At 33.9% G+C, this 18,247-nt stretch carries 21 protein-coding genes and 1 other RNA gene; 6 read left to right on the forward strand and 16 right to left on the reverse strand.

Translation table 11 applies throughout. The features are described 5' to 3' along the window. Positions 1–86: 86 nt before the first annotated feature. Positions 87–1,448 carry a branched-chain amino acid transport system II carrier protein gene (gene brnQ / locus AC1RPK_RS06725; RefSeq protein WP_481761912.1) on the reverse strand — a complete coding sequence of 454 codons (1,362 nt, stop codon included), beginning with the start codon at positions 1,446–1,448 and terminating at the stop codon, positions 87–89. Positions 1,449–1,543: 95 nt separating this feature from the next. Here brnQ and AC1RPK_RS06730 point away from each other — a divergent pair, with 95 nt between their 5' ends. After that, positions 1,544–2,521 (forward strand): asparaginase, encoded by a 978-nt coding sequence (locus AC1RPK_RS06730; RefSeq protein ID WP_481761911.1) that lies wholly within the window; start codon positions 1,544–1,546, stop codon positions 2,519–2,521. Between the two features lie 61 nt (positions 2,522–2,582). Here the strand turns inward: AC1RPK_RS06730 and AC1RPK_RS06735 are convergent, their stop codons facing one another. The 13 genes from AC1RPK_RS06735 to AC1RPK_RS06795 all read right to left on the reverse strand — a co-directional run bounded on the left by AC1RPK_RS06735 (position 2,583) and on the right by AC1RPK_RS06795 (position 11,022). Next, positions 2,583–3,323 carry an acyl-[acyl-carrier-protein] thioesterase gene (locus AC1RPK_RS06735; protein WP_481761910.1) on the reverse strand — a complete coding sequence of 247 codons (741 nt, stop codon included), beginning with the start codon at positions 3,321–3,323 and terminating at the stop codon, positions 2,583–2,585. Positions 3,324–3,335: 12 nt separating this feature from the next. Continuing rightward, complete coding sequence (rsmI, locus tag AC1RPK_RS06740; protein WP_481761909.1) at positions 3,336–4,217, reverse strand: 16S rRNA (cytidine(1402)-2'-O)-methyltransferase; 882 nt, start codon at positions 4,215–4,217, stop codon at positions 3,336–3,338. Further along, a complete protein-coding gene (locus AC1RPK_RS06745; protein ID WP_481761908.1) occupies positions 4,214–4,570 on the reverse strand; it encodes a DNA replication initiation control protein YabA in 357 nt (118 codons plus the stop codon). Before AC1RPK_RS06745 ends, rsmI begins: the two co-directional genes overlap by 4 nt. A gap of 22 nt (positions 4,571–4,592) precedes the next feature. After that, positions 4,593–5,600, reverse strand: a complete 1,008-nt coding sequence (gene holB, locus AC1RPK_RS06750) for a DNA polymerase III subunit delta' (RefSeq protein WP_481761907.1) — start codon at positions 5,598–5,600, stop codon at positions 4,593–4,595. Positions 5,601–5,612: 12 nt separating this feature from the next. Then, positions 5,613–5,942: a cyclic-di-AMP receptor gene (locus AC1RPK_RS06755; protein ID WP_409021519.1), complete on the reverse strand. Its 330-nt coding sequence runs from the start codon at positions 5,940–5,942 to the stop codon at positions 5,613–5,615. A 19-nt stretch (positions 5,943–5,961) separates the two neighbouring features. Then, positions 5,962–6,603, reverse strand: coding sequence for a dTMP kinase (gene tmk, locus AC1RPK_RS06760; RefSeq protein WP_481761906.1), 642 nt, complete (start codon positions 6,601–6,603; stop codon positions 5,962–5,964). 164 nt (positions 6,604–6,767) lie between these two features. Further along, positions 6,768–7,010 carry a YaaL family protein gene (locus AC1RPK_RS06765; RefSeq protein WP_481761905.1) on the reverse strand — a complete coding sequence of 81 codons (243 nt, stop codon included), beginning with the start codon at positions 7,008–7,010 and terminating at the stop codon, positions 6,768–6,770. A gap of 18 nt (positions 7,011–7,028) precedes the next feature. Next, positions 7,029–7,628, reverse strand: coding sequence for a recombination mediator RecR (gene recR / locus AC1RPK_RS06770; RefSeq protein WP_409021522.1), 600 nt, complete (start codon positions 7,626–7,628; stop codon positions 7,029–7,031). A 27-nt stretch (positions 7,629–7,655) separates the two neighbouring features. Then, positions 7,656–7,970: a YbaB/EbfC family nucleoid-associated protein gene (locus AC1RPK_RS06775; protein WP_409021523.1), complete on the reverse strand. Its 315-nt coding sequence runs from the start codon at positions 7,968–7,970 to the stop codon at positions 7,656–7,658. A 17-nt stretch (positions 7,971–7,987) separates the two neighbouring features. After that, positions 7,988–9,703, reverse strand: coding sequence for a DNA polymerase III subunit gamma/tau (gene dnaX / locus AC1RPK_RS06780; protein WP_481761904.1), 1,716 nt, complete (start codon positions 9,701–9,703; stop codon positions 7,988–7,990). An 87-nt stretch (positions 9,704–9,790) separates the two neighbouring features. Then, an RNA gene (gene ffs / locus AC1RPK_RS06785) (signal recognition particle sRNA small type) lies at positions 9,791–9,877 on the reverse strand. A gap of 47 nt (positions 9,878–9,924) precedes the next feature. Then, positions 9,925–10,419: a tRNA adenosine(34) deaminase TadA gene (gene tadA, locus AC1RPK_RS06790; RefSeq protein ID WP_409021525.1), complete on the reverse strand. Its 495-nt coding sequence runs from the start codon at positions 10,417–10,419 to the stop codon at positions 9,925–9,927. Next, positions 10,420–11,022, reverse strand: coding sequence for a class I SAM-dependent methyltransferase (locus tag AC1RPK_RS06795; RefSeq protein WP_481761903.1), 603 nt, complete (start codon positions 11,020–11,022; stop codon positions 10,420–10,422). Positions 11,023–11,235: 213 nt separating this feature from the next. On the opposite strand from AC1RPK_RS06795, the gene nrdH reads away from it, so the two are divergent. From nrdH to nrdF, 4 genes are read left to right on the forward strand one after another with little or no spacing between them, the layout of a single operon-like run. Next, positions 11,236–11,466, forward strand: a complete 231-nt coding sequence (nrdH, locus tag AC1RPK_RS06800) for a glutaredoxin-like protein NrdH (RefSeq protein WP_481761902.1) — start codon at positions 11,236–11,238, stop codon at positions 11,464–11,466. Next, positions 11,466–11,846, forward strand: a complete 381-nt coding sequence (gene nrdI, locus AC1RPK_RS06805; RefSeq protein ID WP_481761901.1) for a class Ib ribonucleoside-diphosphate reductase assembly flavoprotein NrdI — start codon at positions 11,466–11,468, stop codon at positions 11,844–11,846. Before nrdH ends, nrdI begins: the two co-directional genes overlap by 1 nt. After that, complete coding sequence (nrdE, locus tag AC1RPK_RS06810) at positions 11,818–13,995, forward strand: class 1b ribonucleoside-diphosphate reductase subunit alpha (RefSeq protein WP_481761900.1); 2,178 nt, start codon at positions 11,818–11,820, stop codon at positions 13,993–13,995. Before nrdI ends, nrdE begins: the two co-directional genes overlap by 29 nt. 21 nt (positions 13,996–14,016) lie before the next feature. Beyond that, positions 14,017–15,009, forward strand: a complete 993-nt coding sequence (gene nrdF / locus AC1RPK_RS06815; RefSeq protein WP_409021529.1) for a class 1b ribonucleoside-diphosphate reductase subunit beta — start codon at positions 14,017–14,019, stop codon at positions 15,007–15,009. Between the two features lie 70 nt (positions 15,010–15,079). On the opposite strand, the gene AC1RPK_RS06820 is transcribed toward nrdF, so the two are convergent. Both AC1RPK_RS06820 and AC1RPK_RS06825 read right to left on the reverse strand, forming a co-directional pair. Beyond that, the gene (locus AC1RPK_RS06820; RefSeq protein ID WP_481761899.1) at positions 15,080–15,616 is read right to left on the reverse strand and encodes a DUF1648 domain-containing protein; all 537 of its coding nucleotides are present in this window, start codon (positions 15,614–15,616) and stop codon (positions 15,080–15,082) included. A 175-nt stretch (positions 15,617–15,791) separates the two neighbouring features. Then, entirely contained in the window at positions 15,792–17,132 is a 1,341-nt protein-coding gene (locus AC1RPK_RS06825; RefSeq protein ID WP_481761898.1) for a hemolysin family protein, read from the reverse strand. Between the two features lie 243 nt (positions 17,133–17,375). Between AC1RPK_RS06825 and AC1RPK_RS06830 the strand changes: the two genes are divergently transcribed. Further along, positions 17,376–18,014 carry a DUF998 domain-containing protein gene (locus tag AC1RPK_RS06830; protein ID WP_481761897.1) on the forward strand — a complete coding sequence of 213 codons (639 nt, stop codon included), beginning with the start codon at positions 17,376–17,378 and terminating at the stop codon, positions 18,012–18,014. Positions 18,015–18,247 lie beyond the last annotated feature (233 nt).

Below are 18,247 nucleotides of genomic sequence, written 5' to 3' on the forward strand. Positions count from 1 at the left end.
TGTCTCCGATTGAATATCGAAAACATACCGACCAGATGATCGCTTAATATTTACTCCAACTTTTGGGGTTCACTTCATGTTTCTTTTTAATTTATTTTCTTTTCACGAATCATAAAAATTAGTCCCATAAGTAATCCTAACGCAGCAGGAACTATCCAACTTAAGCCAATATTAAACAGTGGTAAATAATGATTTGCAAATGCTAACATATTTTTAGCAAAAGCTAAATTTTTAATTGAAATTGGCATCGCGTTTAGTCCATCAAAAATGGCACTAAAAAGCGTTAAAACGGTTAACCATTTGTAGATAATGCTGACTTTTAAGTCATACTTATTTAAAGTAGGTTCTAAACAGGCAGCAATCATCAATACAATAGCAAGTGGGTAAAGCAACATCAAAACTGGTGTTGATAATGTAATTAATTGATCTAACCCAACGTTGGCAATTAAACAACTAATCACACAACCAAGTGTTAAATACAATTTATAGCTACCATGACCAATAATTTCAACACATGTTTTAGCACATGCGCTAGTCACGCCAATTGCCGTTTTAATACAAGCAACAACAATAATTGCAGCAAGAAAGAAACTTCCGAATTGTCCAAAATAACGTTGAGCAACTTGAGCTAAAATAGCACCACCATTACCAGAATGTGGAAATACACCCAGACTCGTTGCCCCAAGATAGGCCAAGCATGTATAGATGATTCCCATCAAAATAACACTGATACTACCAGAATAGATAATCCCTTTAGTAATTGATTTAGGATTCGTAATACCTAAATCTTTAATTGTATCCACAATGATAATACCAAAAGCCAAACCAGCGAGTGCATCCATAGTGTAATATCCTTGCCCAAAAGCAGACATAAAAGCACCATTCTTGTAAGAACTTGTTGCGGGGAAATCTGAAAAATTACCCATTGGCTTAATAAATACAAATAACAATAAAATAGCCAACGCACATAAAAATATGGGATTTAAATACTTACCAACATAGACTAATATCTTGGTTGGTTTAACTGCCAAAAGCCAAACTATTGTGAAGAATAAAATTGAAAATAATAATAGCCATACTGAATGTTGGCTGGCTTTAATATGTGGTGCAATTCCAATTTCAAACGGAATAGTTGCTGATCTTGGACCTGCAAATAGCGGTCCAATAGTTAGGTAGAGCAACATTGTGAAAATTATGCCATACGTTCGATTAACCTTAGAGGCTAAATCGAAAACTCCCCTACTTTTAGACAATCCAATAGCAATTACACCTAAAAAAGGTAACCCAACACCAGCAATTAGAAAGCCTAAATTACCTATCCACAGGTTTTGTCCGGATTGTTGACCTACAAAGACTGGAAAAATTAAATTTCCCGCGCCAAAAAATAAACCGAATAACATTGAGCTAATAAATAAATACTCATTCTTACTTAATTGTTTTTCTTTCATTCTCATAACCACCTTATCTGTTCATATACAGTAACAAATTCATAGTCAAAGTACAATATAATATGTATAATCTAAGTGTCAGCAAGGAGGAAAATATGAAAAAAATATTAATTTTACACACTGGTGGTACAATCGCCATGTCTGAAAATCAAGAAACAGGCGCAGTTGCACCTGGTGCAGAAAACCCTTTAAACCAAGTTGAAAATCCATTTGGTGATCGTTTCGATTTAATCACTGAAAATATTTTTAACTTACCATCCCCACATATTGGCCCCATAGAGATGCTAATTATTCAAAAAAGAATTATGCGTGCATCCGCGGAAGCGATTGATGGTATTGTTATTACTCACGGTACGGATACATTAGAAGAAACTGCTTATTTTTTAGATCTTACATTACCGAACCATCTACCTGTCGTTTTAACAGGTGCTATGCGTTCCGCAAATGAAATAGGCTCAGATGGCTTACACAATTTTCAAACAGCCATCTTAACTGCAGCAAGTGATGATGCAGTTGATAAAGGTGTCTTAGTTGTTATGAATGATGAAATTCATACAGCACGCTATGTAACAAAAACACATACAACAAATGTCGCAACTTTTAGAACACCAACGTTTGGCCCAATTGGTAGTATCGCTAAAGATAACGTGACCTTTTTTGCCGAATTGCTAAGCCAGACTTGCTTAGCAATCGACAAAGTTGTTGATCATGTTTATTTAATTAAGGCTTATGCTGGAATGGATGCTGATTTACTTGGTTTTCTTAATAATGACCAAACGAACGGTATTGTCATTGAAGCTCTTGGTGCAGGAAATCTTCCCCCACAAGTTTTAGCTAATCTTCAAAAATTAATTGATCGCGATATTCCAGTTGTAATTGTTTCACGTTGCTTTAATGGCGTGGCACAAGATGTTTACGACTATGAAGGTGGTGGCGTTCAATTGAAAAAAATGGGCGGCATCTTCTGTCGTGGCTTAAATGGTCAAAAAGCAAGAATCAAACTATTGGTTGGATTAAGTGCTGGTCTTGAAAAAGAAGAACTCTCGATTTATGTCGCAGATGCTTTATCATAAAAATATAAAAAATGCTCTGAGTAACTGGATAGACTTCCAGTTACTCAGAGCATTTTTTATTCTAACGTTTCGTCCACTCACAGTCAGCTTCACAATAAACATCATCACCAATTTTAATCTGGTGATGTGTCGTTAAGTTATCAATAACAACGATACTATCTATCTTATGACCATAGTGAATTTCTTTTTCATATTTAATATTCATATGTTTCAAATCATGTGACATTAAAAAGTCTTCTGACAATGAATCTAATAACCAATCAAAATATTTTGAATTGTTTACATGTTGATTTGGATCAATATCAAAGAATCGAACGTCATATGATTTTTTAGCAGCTATTGTATCTTCTTTCATGATACCAACTGGTTTCTCCAAACGCTCAATTCTTCGTGTATATTCAGCACCAAAAGGTTCAATAACTTCTGGCAATACACGAGTCATTTTACGTGTTTTATGATCCATTAAAACAAATACAGCATGAATATGTGCACACTCATTACCTGCTTCATCATGAACCCAGAAATCTCGGTAACAGAAGAAACGATTGTACGAAACAGCCTCAGTAGTTAATGTTAAATTCTCATCAATATGTGGTATTCTCGAAATATCAATAAGATATTGTGTAATAACCCAACCAAAGCCCAAATTTGTTAAATCTTTTTCAGTAATTCCTAAGCTATCACTTTGGTCTGTTGAAACCAAAATAATCATGTTAATTAGCATTGCTACTGTCACACGCCCACTTTTATCGCCTTCATAGTAAACCGCACGATGTAGCTCACTAAATTTATTATCTGCCAATATGTTCACTCCTTAAATCTGATGATACAGATTATAAACTTCTTGTTTTTTCATCTCTTGTTTCTTAGCAATCTCTTTTATCGCATCATTAGTTTTCATACCTGTTTCAATCAAATAATCAACTTGTTCTTCAATTGACATATTAGCCAGATGATCAACTTCCGTTGCTTCTGGCGAATCATTTCCCTCAACAATTACACAAAATTCTCCACGGACTTGCTCAGTGCCAGCCCATTTGATAGCATCATCCAGTGTTCCACGCAAGAATTCTTCATAACGTTTAGTTAATTCTCGGCATAGTACAACTTTACGCTGACCACCAAGGCTAGCAGCTATTTGTGTTAATGTTTTTTTCAAGCGATGTGGTGCTTCATAAAAAATAAGCGTCATTGTTTGATTTTTCAACTCAGCTAATTCTTCTTTTTGACTCTTAGGTTTTCGCGATAAAAAACCATAGAATAAGAACGGTTGTGGCGCTAATCCAGAAGCTATTAATGCAGTGATCCCGGCATTTGCCCCAGGAAGTGGCACAACTGGAATCTTAGCTTCAATACATGCTTTAACAAGATCATGCCCAGGATCACTAATTGATGGCATTCCTGCATCACTTACTTGTGCGATTGATTGACCAGCCAATATTTTATCAACAAATTGCGGAATACGTTCTTGCGTATTATGTTCATGAAAACTCAATTGACTTGTTTCAATTTCAAAATGATTTAATAATTTTTGTGTGTTTCGTGTATCTTCGGCTGCTATATAGTCAACCTCTTTTAAAATATCAATCGCTCTAAACGTCATATCAGATAAATTACCAATTGGTGTCGGTACTAAATATAATGACCCAGTTGTCCCTTTACCTTGAAAACTGCTTTGTGCTGCTATTTCACTCATACTTCGCGCTCCCCATAAATTAAATCTAAACAGAAAGCACAAGGTTCATCATCGACTCGACGTGATCCGTACATCCCTTCAATATTACAAATATGAAAACCTTGATCATATAATTTTTCTAAGTTTTGACGTGATTTTGACAGATTTGCATCGGAAGATTCATTAAAATTCTTAGACGTTTGTCGTTCTATTTCACTTAATCGTTCTCTCAAATGTTGGTTTTCAATCTCCAATTCAGCGTTATTTTCAAGAACACCAGTCATATCAGATTTTATTGTTTCAAAACTCGATAACATTTTTTTCATTTCTTCCTCGATAGCTATAAAATTATCATATAGTTGACGCTTATCCACAAAATCACCTTCATTTCATATTTTATAAATCTATTAATTTTAACGTTGTTACTTCAATTGCACTTTGAAATGTCATATTTATTTGGAGCATCGTTTTAATTTGTAAACAACCATCTAATATAGCAACTAACTTTTTATCACTAATCATTTGAGTTATTTTATCAATTTCAGTTAAACGATTAGAAAAACTCACTTGTTCCTTACGATTATAACGGACAAGTAAACAATCACGCGCTAACAGTACCATTAAATCAACCATCAATGCCTGTTGTTGTTTTTCTTTTGCGAGTGGCACTAGTTTTGTTTGTACCAAAATGAAACTTTCAGCATCATTTTTCAATAATTTACTGAACCAATTCCAAACTTGATTTGTCATTTCAGTAAAATTCTCATCTTGTGCTAATGCTACAGCATGGCTTGTACTCTCAGTTACATGAACAAGTAACTGAGCCTGATCTTTCAAGATACCTTGATTTAATAAATTTTGAATCAATTTTTCTTGAGAGAGTGCGACAAAATTAACCAGTTGGCACCGTGATTGAATAGTTGGCAAAATTTGATTTTTATTTTCTGTTAATAAGAAAGCTTTCACATTTCCAACAGGCTCTTCTAAAAATTTAAGTAAACTGTTCGCAGCACTAGCTGTCATACTCTCAGCTTTTTCAATTATAAAAATCTTTTGGCTACCTTCAACACCACTTTTTGAAAATTCTGATTTCAAAAATCGAATTTGATCAACTTTAATTGACTGGCCTTCAGGCTTAACACTCACGATATCAGGGTGATTACCTGATAGAATTCGTTGACATTCACCACATACACCGCAAGGCTTTTGATCCTCGTCAGCAGTACAAAAGAGTCGCATTGCAATCCATTGTGCTAGTTCAACCTTACCAATACCTTCTGGTCCGGAAAATAGATAAGCATGGGCTAACTTATTTGTTATTATCAATTTTTCAAAATGTTCAATTAATTTTGGCTGTAATTCTTGAATTTTAATATTACTGGTTTCATCAGCTAATTCTGTCATTACTATTTACTCCTAAAATTGATGAAACTCTTCTACTGGTAAGACAAATACTGTTGCACCACCAACCTGAACTTCTAATGGAAATGGTACTTGTGCATCCATTGAAACATCTAAGTTAACAGGGGGGGCCATAAATTGTTCACGCGTTGATGATGTCTCTTTAATGATTTGTAATACCTCATCAACACGTTCATCTTCAATACCAATTAAAAAGGTTGTATTACCAGACTTTAAAAAACCACCAGTTGTTGATAGTTTTGTTGCACGGACATTTGAATCTATAAATATATTGCTTAATCGGTTACTATCTTTATCTTGAACAATCGCTGTAATTAATTTCATTTGAATTCCCTCATTTCATTTATTTAAAAGACTCGGGTAATTTTTTCTTCAGAACGTCAATACAATCGTCAATTACTTTTTCCAAAGGTTGCGCCGCATTAATGGTTATAATACGTTCTGGATTTTTCACTGCTAATTGTTGGTATGCTTTGCGTACTTTTTGATGGAACTCTAACTTTTCATCATCTAAACGATTTATTTCATTTTGACGATGCTCAAAAATTCGTTTTAATCCAATTTCTGATGGTACGTCAAAGTATAAAGTTAAATCAGGTTCTGTTCCATTTGTTGCAAATAGGTTCATATCAGCAACCGCTTGCGTTCCGATATCTCTACCAGCACCTTGGTAAGCAATTGAACTATCAACATAACGATCACATATTACAATTTTATCTTCCTTAAGTGCTGGGAAAATTATTTCTGCGATATGCTGACGTCTTGATGCTGCAAACAATAATGCTTCAGTTCGTTTATCCATCTCTGGATAATCTTGATTTAAGACAACTTCACGAATGGCTTCAGATATCGGACTTCCACCTGGTTCACGTGTTATAACTAATTCTTTTACCAAGTTATTTTGTATCTTTTTTATAATACCTTTTAAGGCACTCGTTTTGCCGGACCCATCTGGTCCTTCAATCGTTATAAATTTTCCAGTCACATTAACGACCCCAATACTTATTATTATTGTACTTGAATCTTAAAAACCTGTCCATAAGATAAACCTACTATTAGTATACTATCTCTTATTTAATAAATCTAATCAGCATTTCACAAAAAAACGCCAAGACAAGTTAGGCGAATTGTCTCAACGTTCTTTCTAATTTAATGTGTGATTACTGAAGCCTGCATATGCCCTTTAACTGAACGAACACGCGCTTCATTATAGAGAAAGAAATATCTTTTTCTTGCCATCTGTGTTTCATTAATTAATTCTTCATCAACTTCGTAAATGGCCTCTTCAGTTTGTTTGGCTTGATCCCATGCTATTTTAGCGAGATCAATTGACTCTAGCAACTTAGCGTCATACTCTTTACGTAATTTAAGTTTTGTTTTTTTATTAAACATTACACCGTCAGCTCATTTCTATATTTCAGTACGTCCTTCAATCGCTTTAAACAACGTCATTTCATCTGCGTACTCAATATCGCTACCTACAGATAGTCCATGGGCTAATCTTGTCACTTTAATTCCAGCCGGTTTAATCAATCTCGATAAATACATTGACGTTGCTTCACCTTCTGGCGTTGCATTTGTCGCAATAATAACTTCCTGCATATCGGGATGCGATTGAAGACGTGTTAATAAACTTGTGATATTAATATCTTCCGGCCCTTTACCTTCAATTGGTGATAATACACCATGAAGCACGTGATACAAGCCGTGATACTCTTTCATTTTTTCTAAAGACATCACATCTTTAGGTTCTTCTACAACAATAACTTTGGTTTGATCACGTGATGAATCAGAACAAATCTGACAAGGATCTTCTTCAGTAATATTGCCACAGATACTACAATAATGTAGGTCTCGTTTGGCAGATATTAGTGATTTAGCAAAATCGGTGACATCATCTTCATCCATATCAATTGTAAAAAAAGCTAATCTTGTAGCAGTTTTACCACCAATACCTGGTAATTTCATATAACTTTCAATCAATTTTGCGATAGGTTCAGGATATTGCATTTTCTTTAGCCTTCTTTAATTTTAAGTTTATAGTCCAGGCATCCCTTGAGAATATTTACCCAATTTATCAGTTGTTGTTTTTTCAATTTTTGTCATAGCATCATTAACAGCCATAATAATTAAATCTTGTAACATATCAACATCATCAGGATCGACTGCTTCTTCTTTAATCATGATATCAGTCATTTTTTTGTCCCCTGTAAAGGTTACCTTAACTAAATCATTTGAAGCTTCGCCAACAAATTCAGTTGCATTCAAAGCCTCTTGGTCTTTTGTCATATCTTTTTGTAATTTTTGCATTTGTTTCATCATACCTTGCATATTACCATTTCCACGCATCATTATTAATTACTTCCTTTCTAATCCTGTTTAATTTCTATATTTTCTGTTCCAAAAATTTCTTCAGCTTTTGAAACAATTGGTTCTACTACTTCAGGTTCTGGCTCAATAATTGTTTCAGTTCCCTCGTGCTCATTTTGTTTAATGTAAGATTTTCGGACTTCTGGCCATTGCTCTGCTGTAATACAGACCACCTTAGGGACATGATGTAATAATCGATCTAACCCATTACCTAAAGCATCGAGTAACTCTGTATCACTTGAAGCTTTGACAGACAAGAATTCGTAATTAAAACTAACAAGTACACTGTCAGGACTAGCCGCAACCGGTTCACTAGCTTGCATAATCGCACGTTGTGTAACTGAAAGTTGATGCAACAACTCTGGCCAAACCTGTTTTAATTGTACCAAACTTTCTTTTGTTGCGTGATCTAAAATAGGATAAATTTGAGATAAATTTAATGTTGCTTTTTTTTGAGTAGAGGCAACTTTTTTAGGCTTAGCTATTACTGCCACTTGCGGTTGATTATCATTCTGACTTAAATCAATTATTTGCTTTTTCAAGTCTTCAACTGTTTTAGTTAAATTATTAATTTGTTTAGATGCATCTGAACTTAATTCTGATTGAGTCGTCTCCGCAATCGTATCAGAGGTATTAAATTGTGATAATCGAATTGTTAATACTTCTAAATAAACATCTGGATGTGTTGTAAATCGCATTTGTTGTTGAATTTCATTTAAAACATTTATCATTTGGTATAAGAAATCAGCAGAAATAGTCTGTGATAAGTTTTTAAAATCATCATTAACCATCCCTAATTCTAGTTGATTAATAAGTGCTGGTGCTTGCTGATATAATAGTAAATCACGACTATAGGCAATTAAATCTTCGATTAATCTAGTTGAATCTTTACCTTCGTCTATAATTGCTTGTATCGTTTCTAATGCCTCAGTAGTCGCTTTTTGACTAACTTCCGTGACGTAATTCTGTATTTTATCCTGTGTTACACTACCGGTTACTAACAAAGCATTATCCAAAGTCACCTTGTTATCACCGAATGAAATGACCTGATCTAAAATACTCAAAGCATCCCGCATTCCACCTTCAGCTGCTTTAGCGATAACTTTAAGCGCTGGTTCTTCATATTCAATTCCTTTTTCAGACAAAATATAAACCATTCGTTCATAACTGTCAGCTGGCGTAATACGCTTGAAATCAAATTTCTGAGTTCTAGAAATAATGGTTGCTGGAATCTTATGTGGTTCCGTTGTAGCAAGAATAAAAATAACATTTTCAGGTGGTTCTTCAAGCGTCTTCAAGAGTGCATTAAAAGCACCCGTAGATAGCATATGAACTTCATCAATAATATAGATTTTAAAATCAGCTTGTGTGGGTGCATACTTTACTTTGTCACGGATATCACGAATTTCTTCAACCCCATTATTAGAAGCGGCATCAATTTCGATAACATCGTTTAATTGACCATTCGTAATAGCGATACATGTCTCACATTTGTTACATGGTTCGCCATTTTCCTGGAAGTGACAATTAACTGCCTTAGCAAAAATTTTAGCTGCGGACGTTTTACCTGTTCCACGTGGACCATTAAAAATGTATGCATGACTTGTTTGTTGTGTCATAATTGCATTTTTCAACGTCTGCGTAATCATGTTTTGTCCAACTAAATCACTAAATTTTTGTGGACGCCAGACACGGTATAAAGCTTGGTAACTCATCACAATCTCTCCTTTCAAAATCTATAAATAGCTTTTTAAATAAAAAAATCTCTCAGCCATTTCTGACTAAGAGTCTTAAATAATCATAATTACTTAAGGCACAAAGTGAATCAAACTTAGTGCTGCTTCCTTCCGGATCTGACACAATTCGTAAGCACACTATTGCCTTAAGGCCTTGCGGCAATTATTATAATACATTAAATTCCAACAAAAAGCTACCTTTATGATTGCTTTTTTTCTTTTCTTTTACGACGAACTTCTCTAAAGAATGATTGGAGTAGGTCTTTGGCTTCATCTAATAATAATCCAGATTCTACTTTTGCTTGATGATTAAATCGTTCATCCGTTAATAAGTTCCCAATGCTGCCTGCAGTTCCTGCTTTAGGATCAAATGCACCAAAGTAAACTTCGGGGATTCTTGAATTGATAATCGCACCACTACACATTGGGCATGGTTCTAGTGTTACGAATAATTGCGCATCTACAAGACGCCAGCTATGAATCGTAGCACAGGCTTCTTGGATGGCTAAAATTTCAGCGTGAAGGGTTGCATCTTGCACGTGTTCACGAATATTATGGCCTCGTCCAATAATCTCACCATTTTGTACAACAACACAGCCAATTGGTACTTCACCAATAATTTTTGCATTTCTTGCTTCATATAAAGCTTCGCGCATAAAAAATTCTTTTTGTTCTTCAGTTAATTTTTCTACCATTTACTTCACACTCATTAAAATATAGTAACCTTTATCTTTTAAAATAATGTCACAATTACCAAAAACTTCAGTCATTCTCTTTTGAGCCGAACTTGCCCCTTGTTTCTTTTGTAATACAGCAAACAATTGTCCGCCAACTTTTAAATGGTCGAATGCGCCACTTAAAATTTCATGAACGACCTCTTTGCCTGCTCTAATAGGCGGGTTTGTAAGAATTGCAGCATAATCTGTCTTTTTTACATGACTGTATGCGGCAGATTCAAAAACTTCTATATTATTAATTTTATTGATTACCGCGTTCTTCTTTGCTAATTCTAATGCTAATTCGTTTACATCTGTCATGTCTATTTTTCGTTCTGGTTGATTCTTGGCTATAGCAAGTCCTATTGGACCGTATCCACATCCAACATCTAAAATATTTCCCGGAATTATTTTTTGTTGCTCAACTGCATTTAATAAAACTCTTGAACCAAAATCGACTGTTTTTTTTGAAAATACACCATTATCTGTGGTAAACTTAAACTCGTTGTTCAACAGTTTAAATGTCCATTCTTTTTCATCATGAATAACATCTGGATTTTTCGAAAAATAATAATTCGTCATATTTTTACCTACTTTCTCAATAGTTTCTATAATACGGAGAAAATCGAATTTTCGCAATCAAAATTTAATATAAACAATCCAAGACCTTGAACACTACATCTTGTGTGATGCAACTTAAAATCACACTAAATGTAGTGTTTTTTTCAATTGATTTTTGGATTATGTGTTGTATACTTATCTTATTAAACAAAACAACAAAGGGGAATTTATATAATGAAAAAAGTTACTGTATTTACAAAAAACAACTGCATCCAATGCAAAATGACAAAACGTTTTTTAGAAGAAAACAACGTCGACTTTGATGAACGTAACATTTCCGAAGACGATAACGCAATCGATTACTTGAAAGGCCAAGGTTTCCAAGCTGTTCCTGTTATAGAAGCTACTGGATTCGATACAATCGCAGGATTTCGTCCTGATATGCTTAAAAAGTTGGCAGTCTAATGAAAATTGTTTTCTTTAGCATTACTGGACAAACACGACGCTTCATCAATAAAATTGGCTATCCTTCATTTGAAATCGATCCAACAAACCCGCTTATTGAATTAAATGAACCCTATATTTTAATTGTTCCAACTTATGAAATTGGGCTCACTGAATCGGTCAACGACTTTATTGAATATCAATCAAATAGAGAAAATATACTGGGTGTTGTTGGCGGTGGGAACCGCAACTTCGCCCAACTTTTTATTTTTACAGCCAAAGATATCGCAACCGACTATCACGTCCCATTATTATATGAATTTGAATTCAATGGCACTGAAGAAGATGTAATCAATATGAAGAAAGTAGTTGATGAAATTGACATTAAAAACGTTAAATAGTGATAAAGTCACTTATTATGATTTAAATAATGAAATTAATATTCCCGTAGACGGTCAAATCCCACTTCAAAAAGATCAAGAAGCCTTAACCGCCTTTTTGAAAGAAAATGTTGCTGAAAATACAATGCAATTTGATTCATTAAAAGCACGTTTTGATTATTTAATTGACAACAACTATATTGAAACTGATTTTTATAATAAATATGACTTCTCATTTATAGAGGAGCTCTACGCTTATTTAGCAGCTCAAAAATTCCATTTCGGTACATTTATGGCTGCCTACAAATTTTATGCTCAATACGCACTTAAAACTGATAATAATGCCTATTACCTTGAAAATTATATTGATCGTGTTGCAATGAACGTTCTTTACTTTGCTGATGGTAATACAGAACTAGCTATGAATTTAGCTGACGAAATGATTCATCAACGTTACCAACCTGCTACACCTAGTTTCTTAAATGCCGGTCGTAAACGTCGTGGAGAATTAGTTTCTTGCTTCCTAATTCAAATTACTGATGATATGAATGGTATTGGACGTGGCATTAACTCAGCACTTCAATTATCTCGAATTGGTGGTGGTGTTGGTATTACGCTCAGTAATTTACGTGGCGCAGGTGCACCAATTAAAGGGATTGAGGGCGCTGCTTCTGGTGTTCTACCCGTTATGAAATTATTAGAAGATAGTTTTTCATATTCTAACCAACTAGGACAGCGTCAAGGTGCTGGAGTTGTCTATTTAGACGTCTTCCATCCAGATATTGTTGCTTTCCTGTCAGCTAAAAAAGAAAATGCTGATGAAAAAATCCGTGTTAAAACTTTATCACTAGGCATCACTGTACCTGATAAATTTTACGAACTCATTAAAGATAATGCAACGATGTATCTTTTCGATCCCTACGGTGTTGAAAGAGAATATGGAGTCCCTTATTCCTATGTTGATATCACAAAAGAATATGACAATATGGTTGCCAATAAAAATATTAGTAAAAAAACGATTCTTGCCCGCGAATTAGAAACTGAAATTTCTAAGCTGCAACAAGAGTCAGGCTATCCTTATATTGTCAATGTTGATACAGCAAATCGCGCAAACCCAATTGATGGTAAAATCATTATGAGTAATCTTTGTTCAGAAATCATGCAGGTTCAGACACCATCAACTGTGAATAATGCACAAGGCTACGATGTTATGGGGACTGATATTTCATGTAACTTAGGCTCAACTAACATTGTTAATATGATGGCTTCTCCAGATTTTGGCCGTTCAGTTGATTCAATGGTTCGCGCTTTAACTTTTGTAACTGATAGTTCAGATATTGATGTTGTGCCTCCTATTCAACATGGAAATAACTTAGCGCATACCATCGGTTTAGGTGCAATGGGCTTACATGCCTACTTCGCTAAAAACCATATGCATTATGGTTCAGAAGACTCAATCGATTTCACTAGTGTTTATTTTATGATGCTTAACTATTACTCATTAAAATCATCAAATGCTATCGCTAAAGAAAAAAATGAAACATTCCATAACTTTGAAAAAAGTACTTATGCAACTGGTACCTACTTTGATAAGTATCTTAACGAAGATTGGGGCCCTACTTCTGATAAAGTTGCTGCCTTATTTGATGGCATCGACATCCCTAATCAAGAAGATTGGGCGACTTTGAAAGCTAATATTCAAACTGACGGTCTTTATCATCAAAATAGATTGGCTGTTGCACCTAATGGCTCTATTTCATATATTAACGATACTACTGCCAGTCTTCACCCAATTATTAACCGAATCGAAGAGCGTCAAGAAAAGAAAATTGGAAAGATTTACTATCCAGCTCCTTACCTTTCAAATGACACGATTCCATACTATACTTCTGCATACGACATGGATATGCGTAAAGTTATTGACGTTTACGCTGCTGCACAGGAACATATCGATCAATCACTTAGTTTAACTTTATTCATGCGTTCAACGATTCCTGAAGGCCTCTACGAATGGAAAAATGGTCGGACAGATAAAATGACAACACGTGACTTAAACATTTTGCGTAATTATGCGTATAATAAAGGTATTAAGTCAATTTACTACATCAGAACCTTTACTGATGATCAAGAAGAAGTTGGCGCAAACGCTTGTGAGAGTTGTGTTATCTAAACTGTAACGGAGGAAAGTTAAATGAATAATGATAGTTACAAAGCAATTAATTGGAACGAAGTTGAAGATCAAGTTGATAAAGCAACTTGGGAAAAACTAACAGAACAATTTTGGTTAGATACACGTATCCCCCTTTCAAATGATTTAGATGATTGGCGTACACTGAGTCCTGCAGAAAAAACATTAGTTGGTCATGATTTTGGTGGGCTAACATTGTTGGATACGGTGCAATCACAAGATGGGATGGAAGCGTTGCGTCATGATACACGGACTGCCCACGAAGAAGCTGTTTTAAATAATATTCAATTTATGGAATCGGTTCATGCTAAAAGTTATTCATCAATTTTTTCAACGTTGAATACAGCTTCAGAGATTACTGAAATTTTCGAATGGACAGACAAAAACGAATTTTTACAAAAAAAAGCACAACGTATTAATGGTATTTACCAAAACGGGTCACCATTGGAGAAAAAAGTTGCTTCTGTTTTTCTTGAAACGTTCTTATTCTACTCTGGTTTCTATACGCCACTTTACTATTTAGGCCATAACAAACTGGCAAACGTTGCTGAAATTATTAAATTAATTTTACGTGATGAATCTGTTCATGGTACCTTCATTGGCTATAAATTCCAATTAGGATTCAACGAACTTTCTGAAGAAGAACAAGGTAAAATGAAGACCTGGATGTATGACCTTCTGTTTGAATTATATGAAAACGAAGAAAAATATACCCATGAACTTTATGATGAAGTTGGTTGGACTGAAGAAGTTTTAACCTTCTTACGTTACAATGCCAACAAAGCTCTAATGAATTTAGGCCAAGATCCTTTGTTCCCTGATACAGCTTCTGATGTTAATCCTGTTGTCATGAACGGAATTTCAACATCAACATCTAATCATGATTTCTTCTCTCAAGTTGGTAATGGCTACTTACTTGGTAGTGTGGAATCAATGGATGATTCAGATTATGAAATTGGTGAAAGCGGCCAAATGAAACGTCGTCCTAAACGTTAGAAAAAAATCCTTACTATCAGCCTAAAAACTGATAGTAAGGATTTTTTATTTAACAGTTTTAACTTTACAATTACAGTAACATTCCCACTATTCCCGCACAAAGTATCAATATTCCTATAATGACCATCCATACACCTGATAAACGATTTAATTTCTCACGATGACTAGAATCCTGCGTTATTTTCTTCATCCTAAAGTTGGTATATTTATTAGGAACCGTTTTAGGCGCATAGTTTCCTAAGATGATCAGCAATGTTCCCACTATCAGTGCAACACTGCTAATAATATTAACCTGATGTCCCAACGCGGTAGCAAATATCATTGTTGCTAAAAGTATTGATAAGATTGGCGTAATCCAAATTAAAGCTGTATCTAGTTTCTTATTTTGACGATTAGTGTTATCTATTACCATTATCACCACATTGATTAAAATCATCAATAATGGGAACCCAATAATAACTAGATTTTTATCACCATACTGATCAATATTACCACCTATATTCCAGTGAATCGGAATTTTATTGGGTAATTTGTGATACAAAACTACTCCCATAATCATTGGAACAAATCCAAATAAGATGGCGCTGATATTCCTTTTATTTTTCATAATTGTCTCCTCCTACCAGATATTGTGACCATTTTAAATAATTCGAAATAGTCGTTTGATTCAAATTAATATGGTTACTACTTTTACCAATTGGCAAGCTATAATCCTTACCAGTAATGTAGTAAAAAAAATAGCATTTAGAGCTAATTAAAAACTAACCCTAAATACTATTTTTTTAAGCGTTCACTTTGTTAATCACTCTTTTATCTGTTGGTAAAACAGTTACTTCAAATTCTGAAATATAAGCATTTTCATAGTCCAATGCCTTAATATTAAAATTAGCAATTTTCATTTCATCATTAGCTCGAAATTTTGAGTCATTATTAAGCACAAATCCAGTAAGCGTCACCGCTTCACTTTCTTCCGTTTCTTTAAGCGTTGTATCAAAATATCTTTCAAAATCATATAATGTCACTTTACCTGAAACTTTAAATTTATTGTTTCCCATATCTACTATATTATCGTCATTCGTATCATCAAATTCTTCTCTAACAACACCAAATAATTCTTCATAGATATCTTTATCTGTAACAATCCCTGAAGTCCCACCATACTCATTAACGACGATAACGATTGGTGTTCTCTTAGATACCATAACATCCATAATACTATGAACTTCAGCATTTTCTTGAACGGCCGGAATATCACGCATAATTGTTGAAATCAAATTTGTCTTATCAATTTTTTCCTGTCGCAATAAATCATAACTATAAACGTACCCGATAACTTTATCTTTATCATTGTTAGCAATAACTGGGAACCTTGAATATCTAGTTCTCCAATATAAATTAACAACGTTTCTAATTGAATCGTCTACGTCTACTGCAACCATCGATGTTCGGTCAATCATGATATCTTCTGCCACTTTATCATTCATATCAAATGCTCGTCGCATGAATGTTAAATCTTCTTCATCAAGTTCACCAGCATTTGCGGATAATCGAGATAATGAGAGAATTTCAGTTTGCGAATAAATATCTTCTTCATTTTCAACTTCATAACCTAACAAATGCGTAATCCAATTTGCTGAACGATCTAAAATCCAAATTAATGGGTATAACACAATATGGAAAAACATAATAGGACGGACAATAAATAATAATACTGGCAATGGATCTGCAATTGCAATATTTTTAGGTACTAAATCAGTAAAAACAGCATGAATAACAGTAAAAATAAGAATTGCAGCAACCGATGCAATAGCATTTGCCATAGCCGCGGGTAATATATTTGATTGTATAATCGCATCTGCTATTGTTTTTTCACCAATCCAACCTAAAATCAAACTAGTTGAAGTGATTCCAACTTGGGCCGTTGACAGATACTCCGTTAGGTTCTCCGTCATATGAATAGCCCGCTTAATATTTTTAAGCGGCTTTTTCCCATACATATCTTTCAATGCACTAATACGGACACGAACCAACGCATACTCAGTCAGTGTAAATAACACAGACAAAAGTAATATTGCGATAATAACAATTACATTCACTAAATAATTTTCCGGACCAGAATCCAAGGTAACACCCTACTTTCAATTTGTTGTAATTTCTTAACTTCCATTATATCAAAAATATTGTTCATAAACTAGTTAACACTTTATCATTATATCTAAAATAAGGCTATCTAAATCGATATATCTTGGTATTATCTTAATTATAATTAAGAAGTGTCATTTTTAATTAGCCTTTTCGTAAACAACTATTACTTAAATAAGTTATAATAAAATTATCATATAAATAATTAGAATTGGGGATCTATAATGAATTTTTTAAAGAAATATGGTTTTTATTTAATGGCACTTGCCGTTATAAGTGAGTGGATTTTGCCTTTAGCATTAGCACCATTTGTACCTGGTTATTTGCAATTCACTAATTTAATTAGTGATTTTGGGGAAGTTGGCGTTCCAACTCATATGGCATTTAAAGTTTGGGAAGTTATAAATGGACTTCTTTTCTTACTTTCAGCACCAGCTTTCTATGAATATTTTAAAGGTACGTCAAAAAAATTAGCCAGCTGGTTTACCGCTATGTTAATTATTTTTAGTATGACCGATTGTCTTTTAACAGGAATTTTCGATCGTGCACTCACATCAAATACACAAAGCATTACGGGTATGATCCACAATTATTCGTCAGGCATTGGCGACACCGCTCTTTTGATTAGTATGTTTTTTTTATTAAAACTCTATCAAAAGCAAGGTAAAAAACTAATTACAACCCTTTTATTAGTTGCCTTTATTATTTCACTAGGAATTCAATTTTTATTTGTTTATCCAAGAATTATGCCAGATTCACAATTTAAAATTCCTTATCGTGGTTTGTGGCAACGTTTAAATTTATGGTTACTCTATATGCCATTTTTATTAATCTCTATCAAAAATATGTTTAAAAAAAGATAATACTAATTAATGAAATGCCTCACAATTATTAGACATAAGTCTAGTAATTGTGAGGCATTTTTATATCTAAATAATCGAGTAAGAAAGCAATCATCATACGCAGTTTCCAGACTAAAAGTACGTTAAATTAACTATTTGTTCACTACATTTAGAGTTTCTTTTGCTTCATAACAAACGTATTTCTTGCAAATTAAAAGACATAATTCCGATATTTTACCGGAATTATGTCTTGG

It is taken from the genome of Dellaglioa sp. CoH-55-MRSF-6 (assembly GCF_056782215.1).

What these genes read in the sequence shown, in the direction of transcription:
- brnQ (WP_481761912.1), bottom strand. Translation starts at nt 1,448, where the DNA reads ATGAAAGAAAAACAATTAAGTAAGAATGAGTATTTATTTATTAGCTCA.
- AC1RPK_RS06730 (WP_481761911.1), top strand. Translation starts at nt 1,544, where the DNA reads ATGAAAAAAATATTAATTTTACACACTGGTGGTACAATCGCCATGTCT.
- rsmI (WP_481761909.1), bottom strand. Translation starts at nt 4,217, where the DNA reads ATGAGTGAAATAGCAGCACAAAGCAGTTTTCAAGGTAAAGGGACAACT.
- holB (WP_481761907.1), bottom strand. Translation starts at nt 5,600, where the DNA reads ATGACAGAATTAGCTGATGAAACCAGTAATATTAAAATTCAAGAATTA.
- AC1RPK_RS06755 (WP_409021519.1), bottom strand. Translation starts at nt 5,942, where the DNA reads ATGAAATTAATTACAGCGATTGTTCAAGATAAAGATAGTAACCGATTA.
- AC1RPK_RS06765 (WP_481761905.1), bottom strand. Translation starts at nt 7,010, where the DNA reads ATGTTTAATAAAAAAACAAAACTTAAATTACGTAAAGAGTATGACGCT.
- recR (WP_409021522.1), bottom strand. Translation starts at nt 7,628, where the DNA reads ATGCAATATCCTGAACCTATCGCAAAATTGATTGAAAGTTATATGAAA.
- AC1RPK_RS06775 (WP_409021523.1), bottom strand. Translation starts at nt 7,970, where the DNA reads ATGATGCGTGGAAATGGTAATATGCAAGGTATGATGAAACAAATGCAA.
- dnaX (WP_481761904.1), bottom strand. Translation starts at nt 9,703, where the DNA reads ATGAGTTACCAAGCTTTATACCGTGTCTGGCGTCCACAAAAATTTAGT.
- tadA (WP_409021525.1), bottom strand. Translation starts at nt 10,419, where the DNA reads ATGGTAGAAAAATTAACTGAAGAACAAAAAGAATTTTTTATGCGCGAA.
- AC1RPK_RS06795 (WP_481761903.1), bottom strand. Translation starts at nt 11,022, where the DNA reads ATGACGAATTATTATTTTTCGAAAAATCCAGATGTTATTCATGATGAA.
- nrdH (WP_481761902.1), top strand. Translation starts at nt 11,236, where the DNA reads ATGAAAAAAGTTACTGTATTTACAAAAAACAACTGCATCCAATGCAAA.
- nrdI (WP_481761901.1), top strand. Translation starts at nt 11,466, where the DNA reads ATGAAAATTGTTTTCTTTAGCATTACTGGACAAACACGACGCTTCATC.
- nrdE (WP_481761900.1), top strand. Translation starts at nt 11,818, where the DNA reads ATGAAATTGACATTAAAAACGTTAAATAGTGATAAAGTCACTTATTAT.
- nrdF (WP_409021529.1), top strand. Translation starts at nt 14,017, where the DNA reads ATGAATAATGATAGTTACAAAGCAATTAATTGGAACGAAGTTGAAGAT.
- AC1RPK_RS06820 (WP_481761899.1), bottom strand. Translation starts at nt 15,616, where the DNA reads ATGAAAAATAAAAGGAATATCAGCGCCATCTTATTTGGATTTGTTCCA.
- AC1RPK_RS06830 (WP_481761897.1), top strand. Translation starts at nt 17,376, where the DNA reads ATGAATTTTTTAAAGAAATATGGTTTTTATTTAATGGCACTTGCCGTT.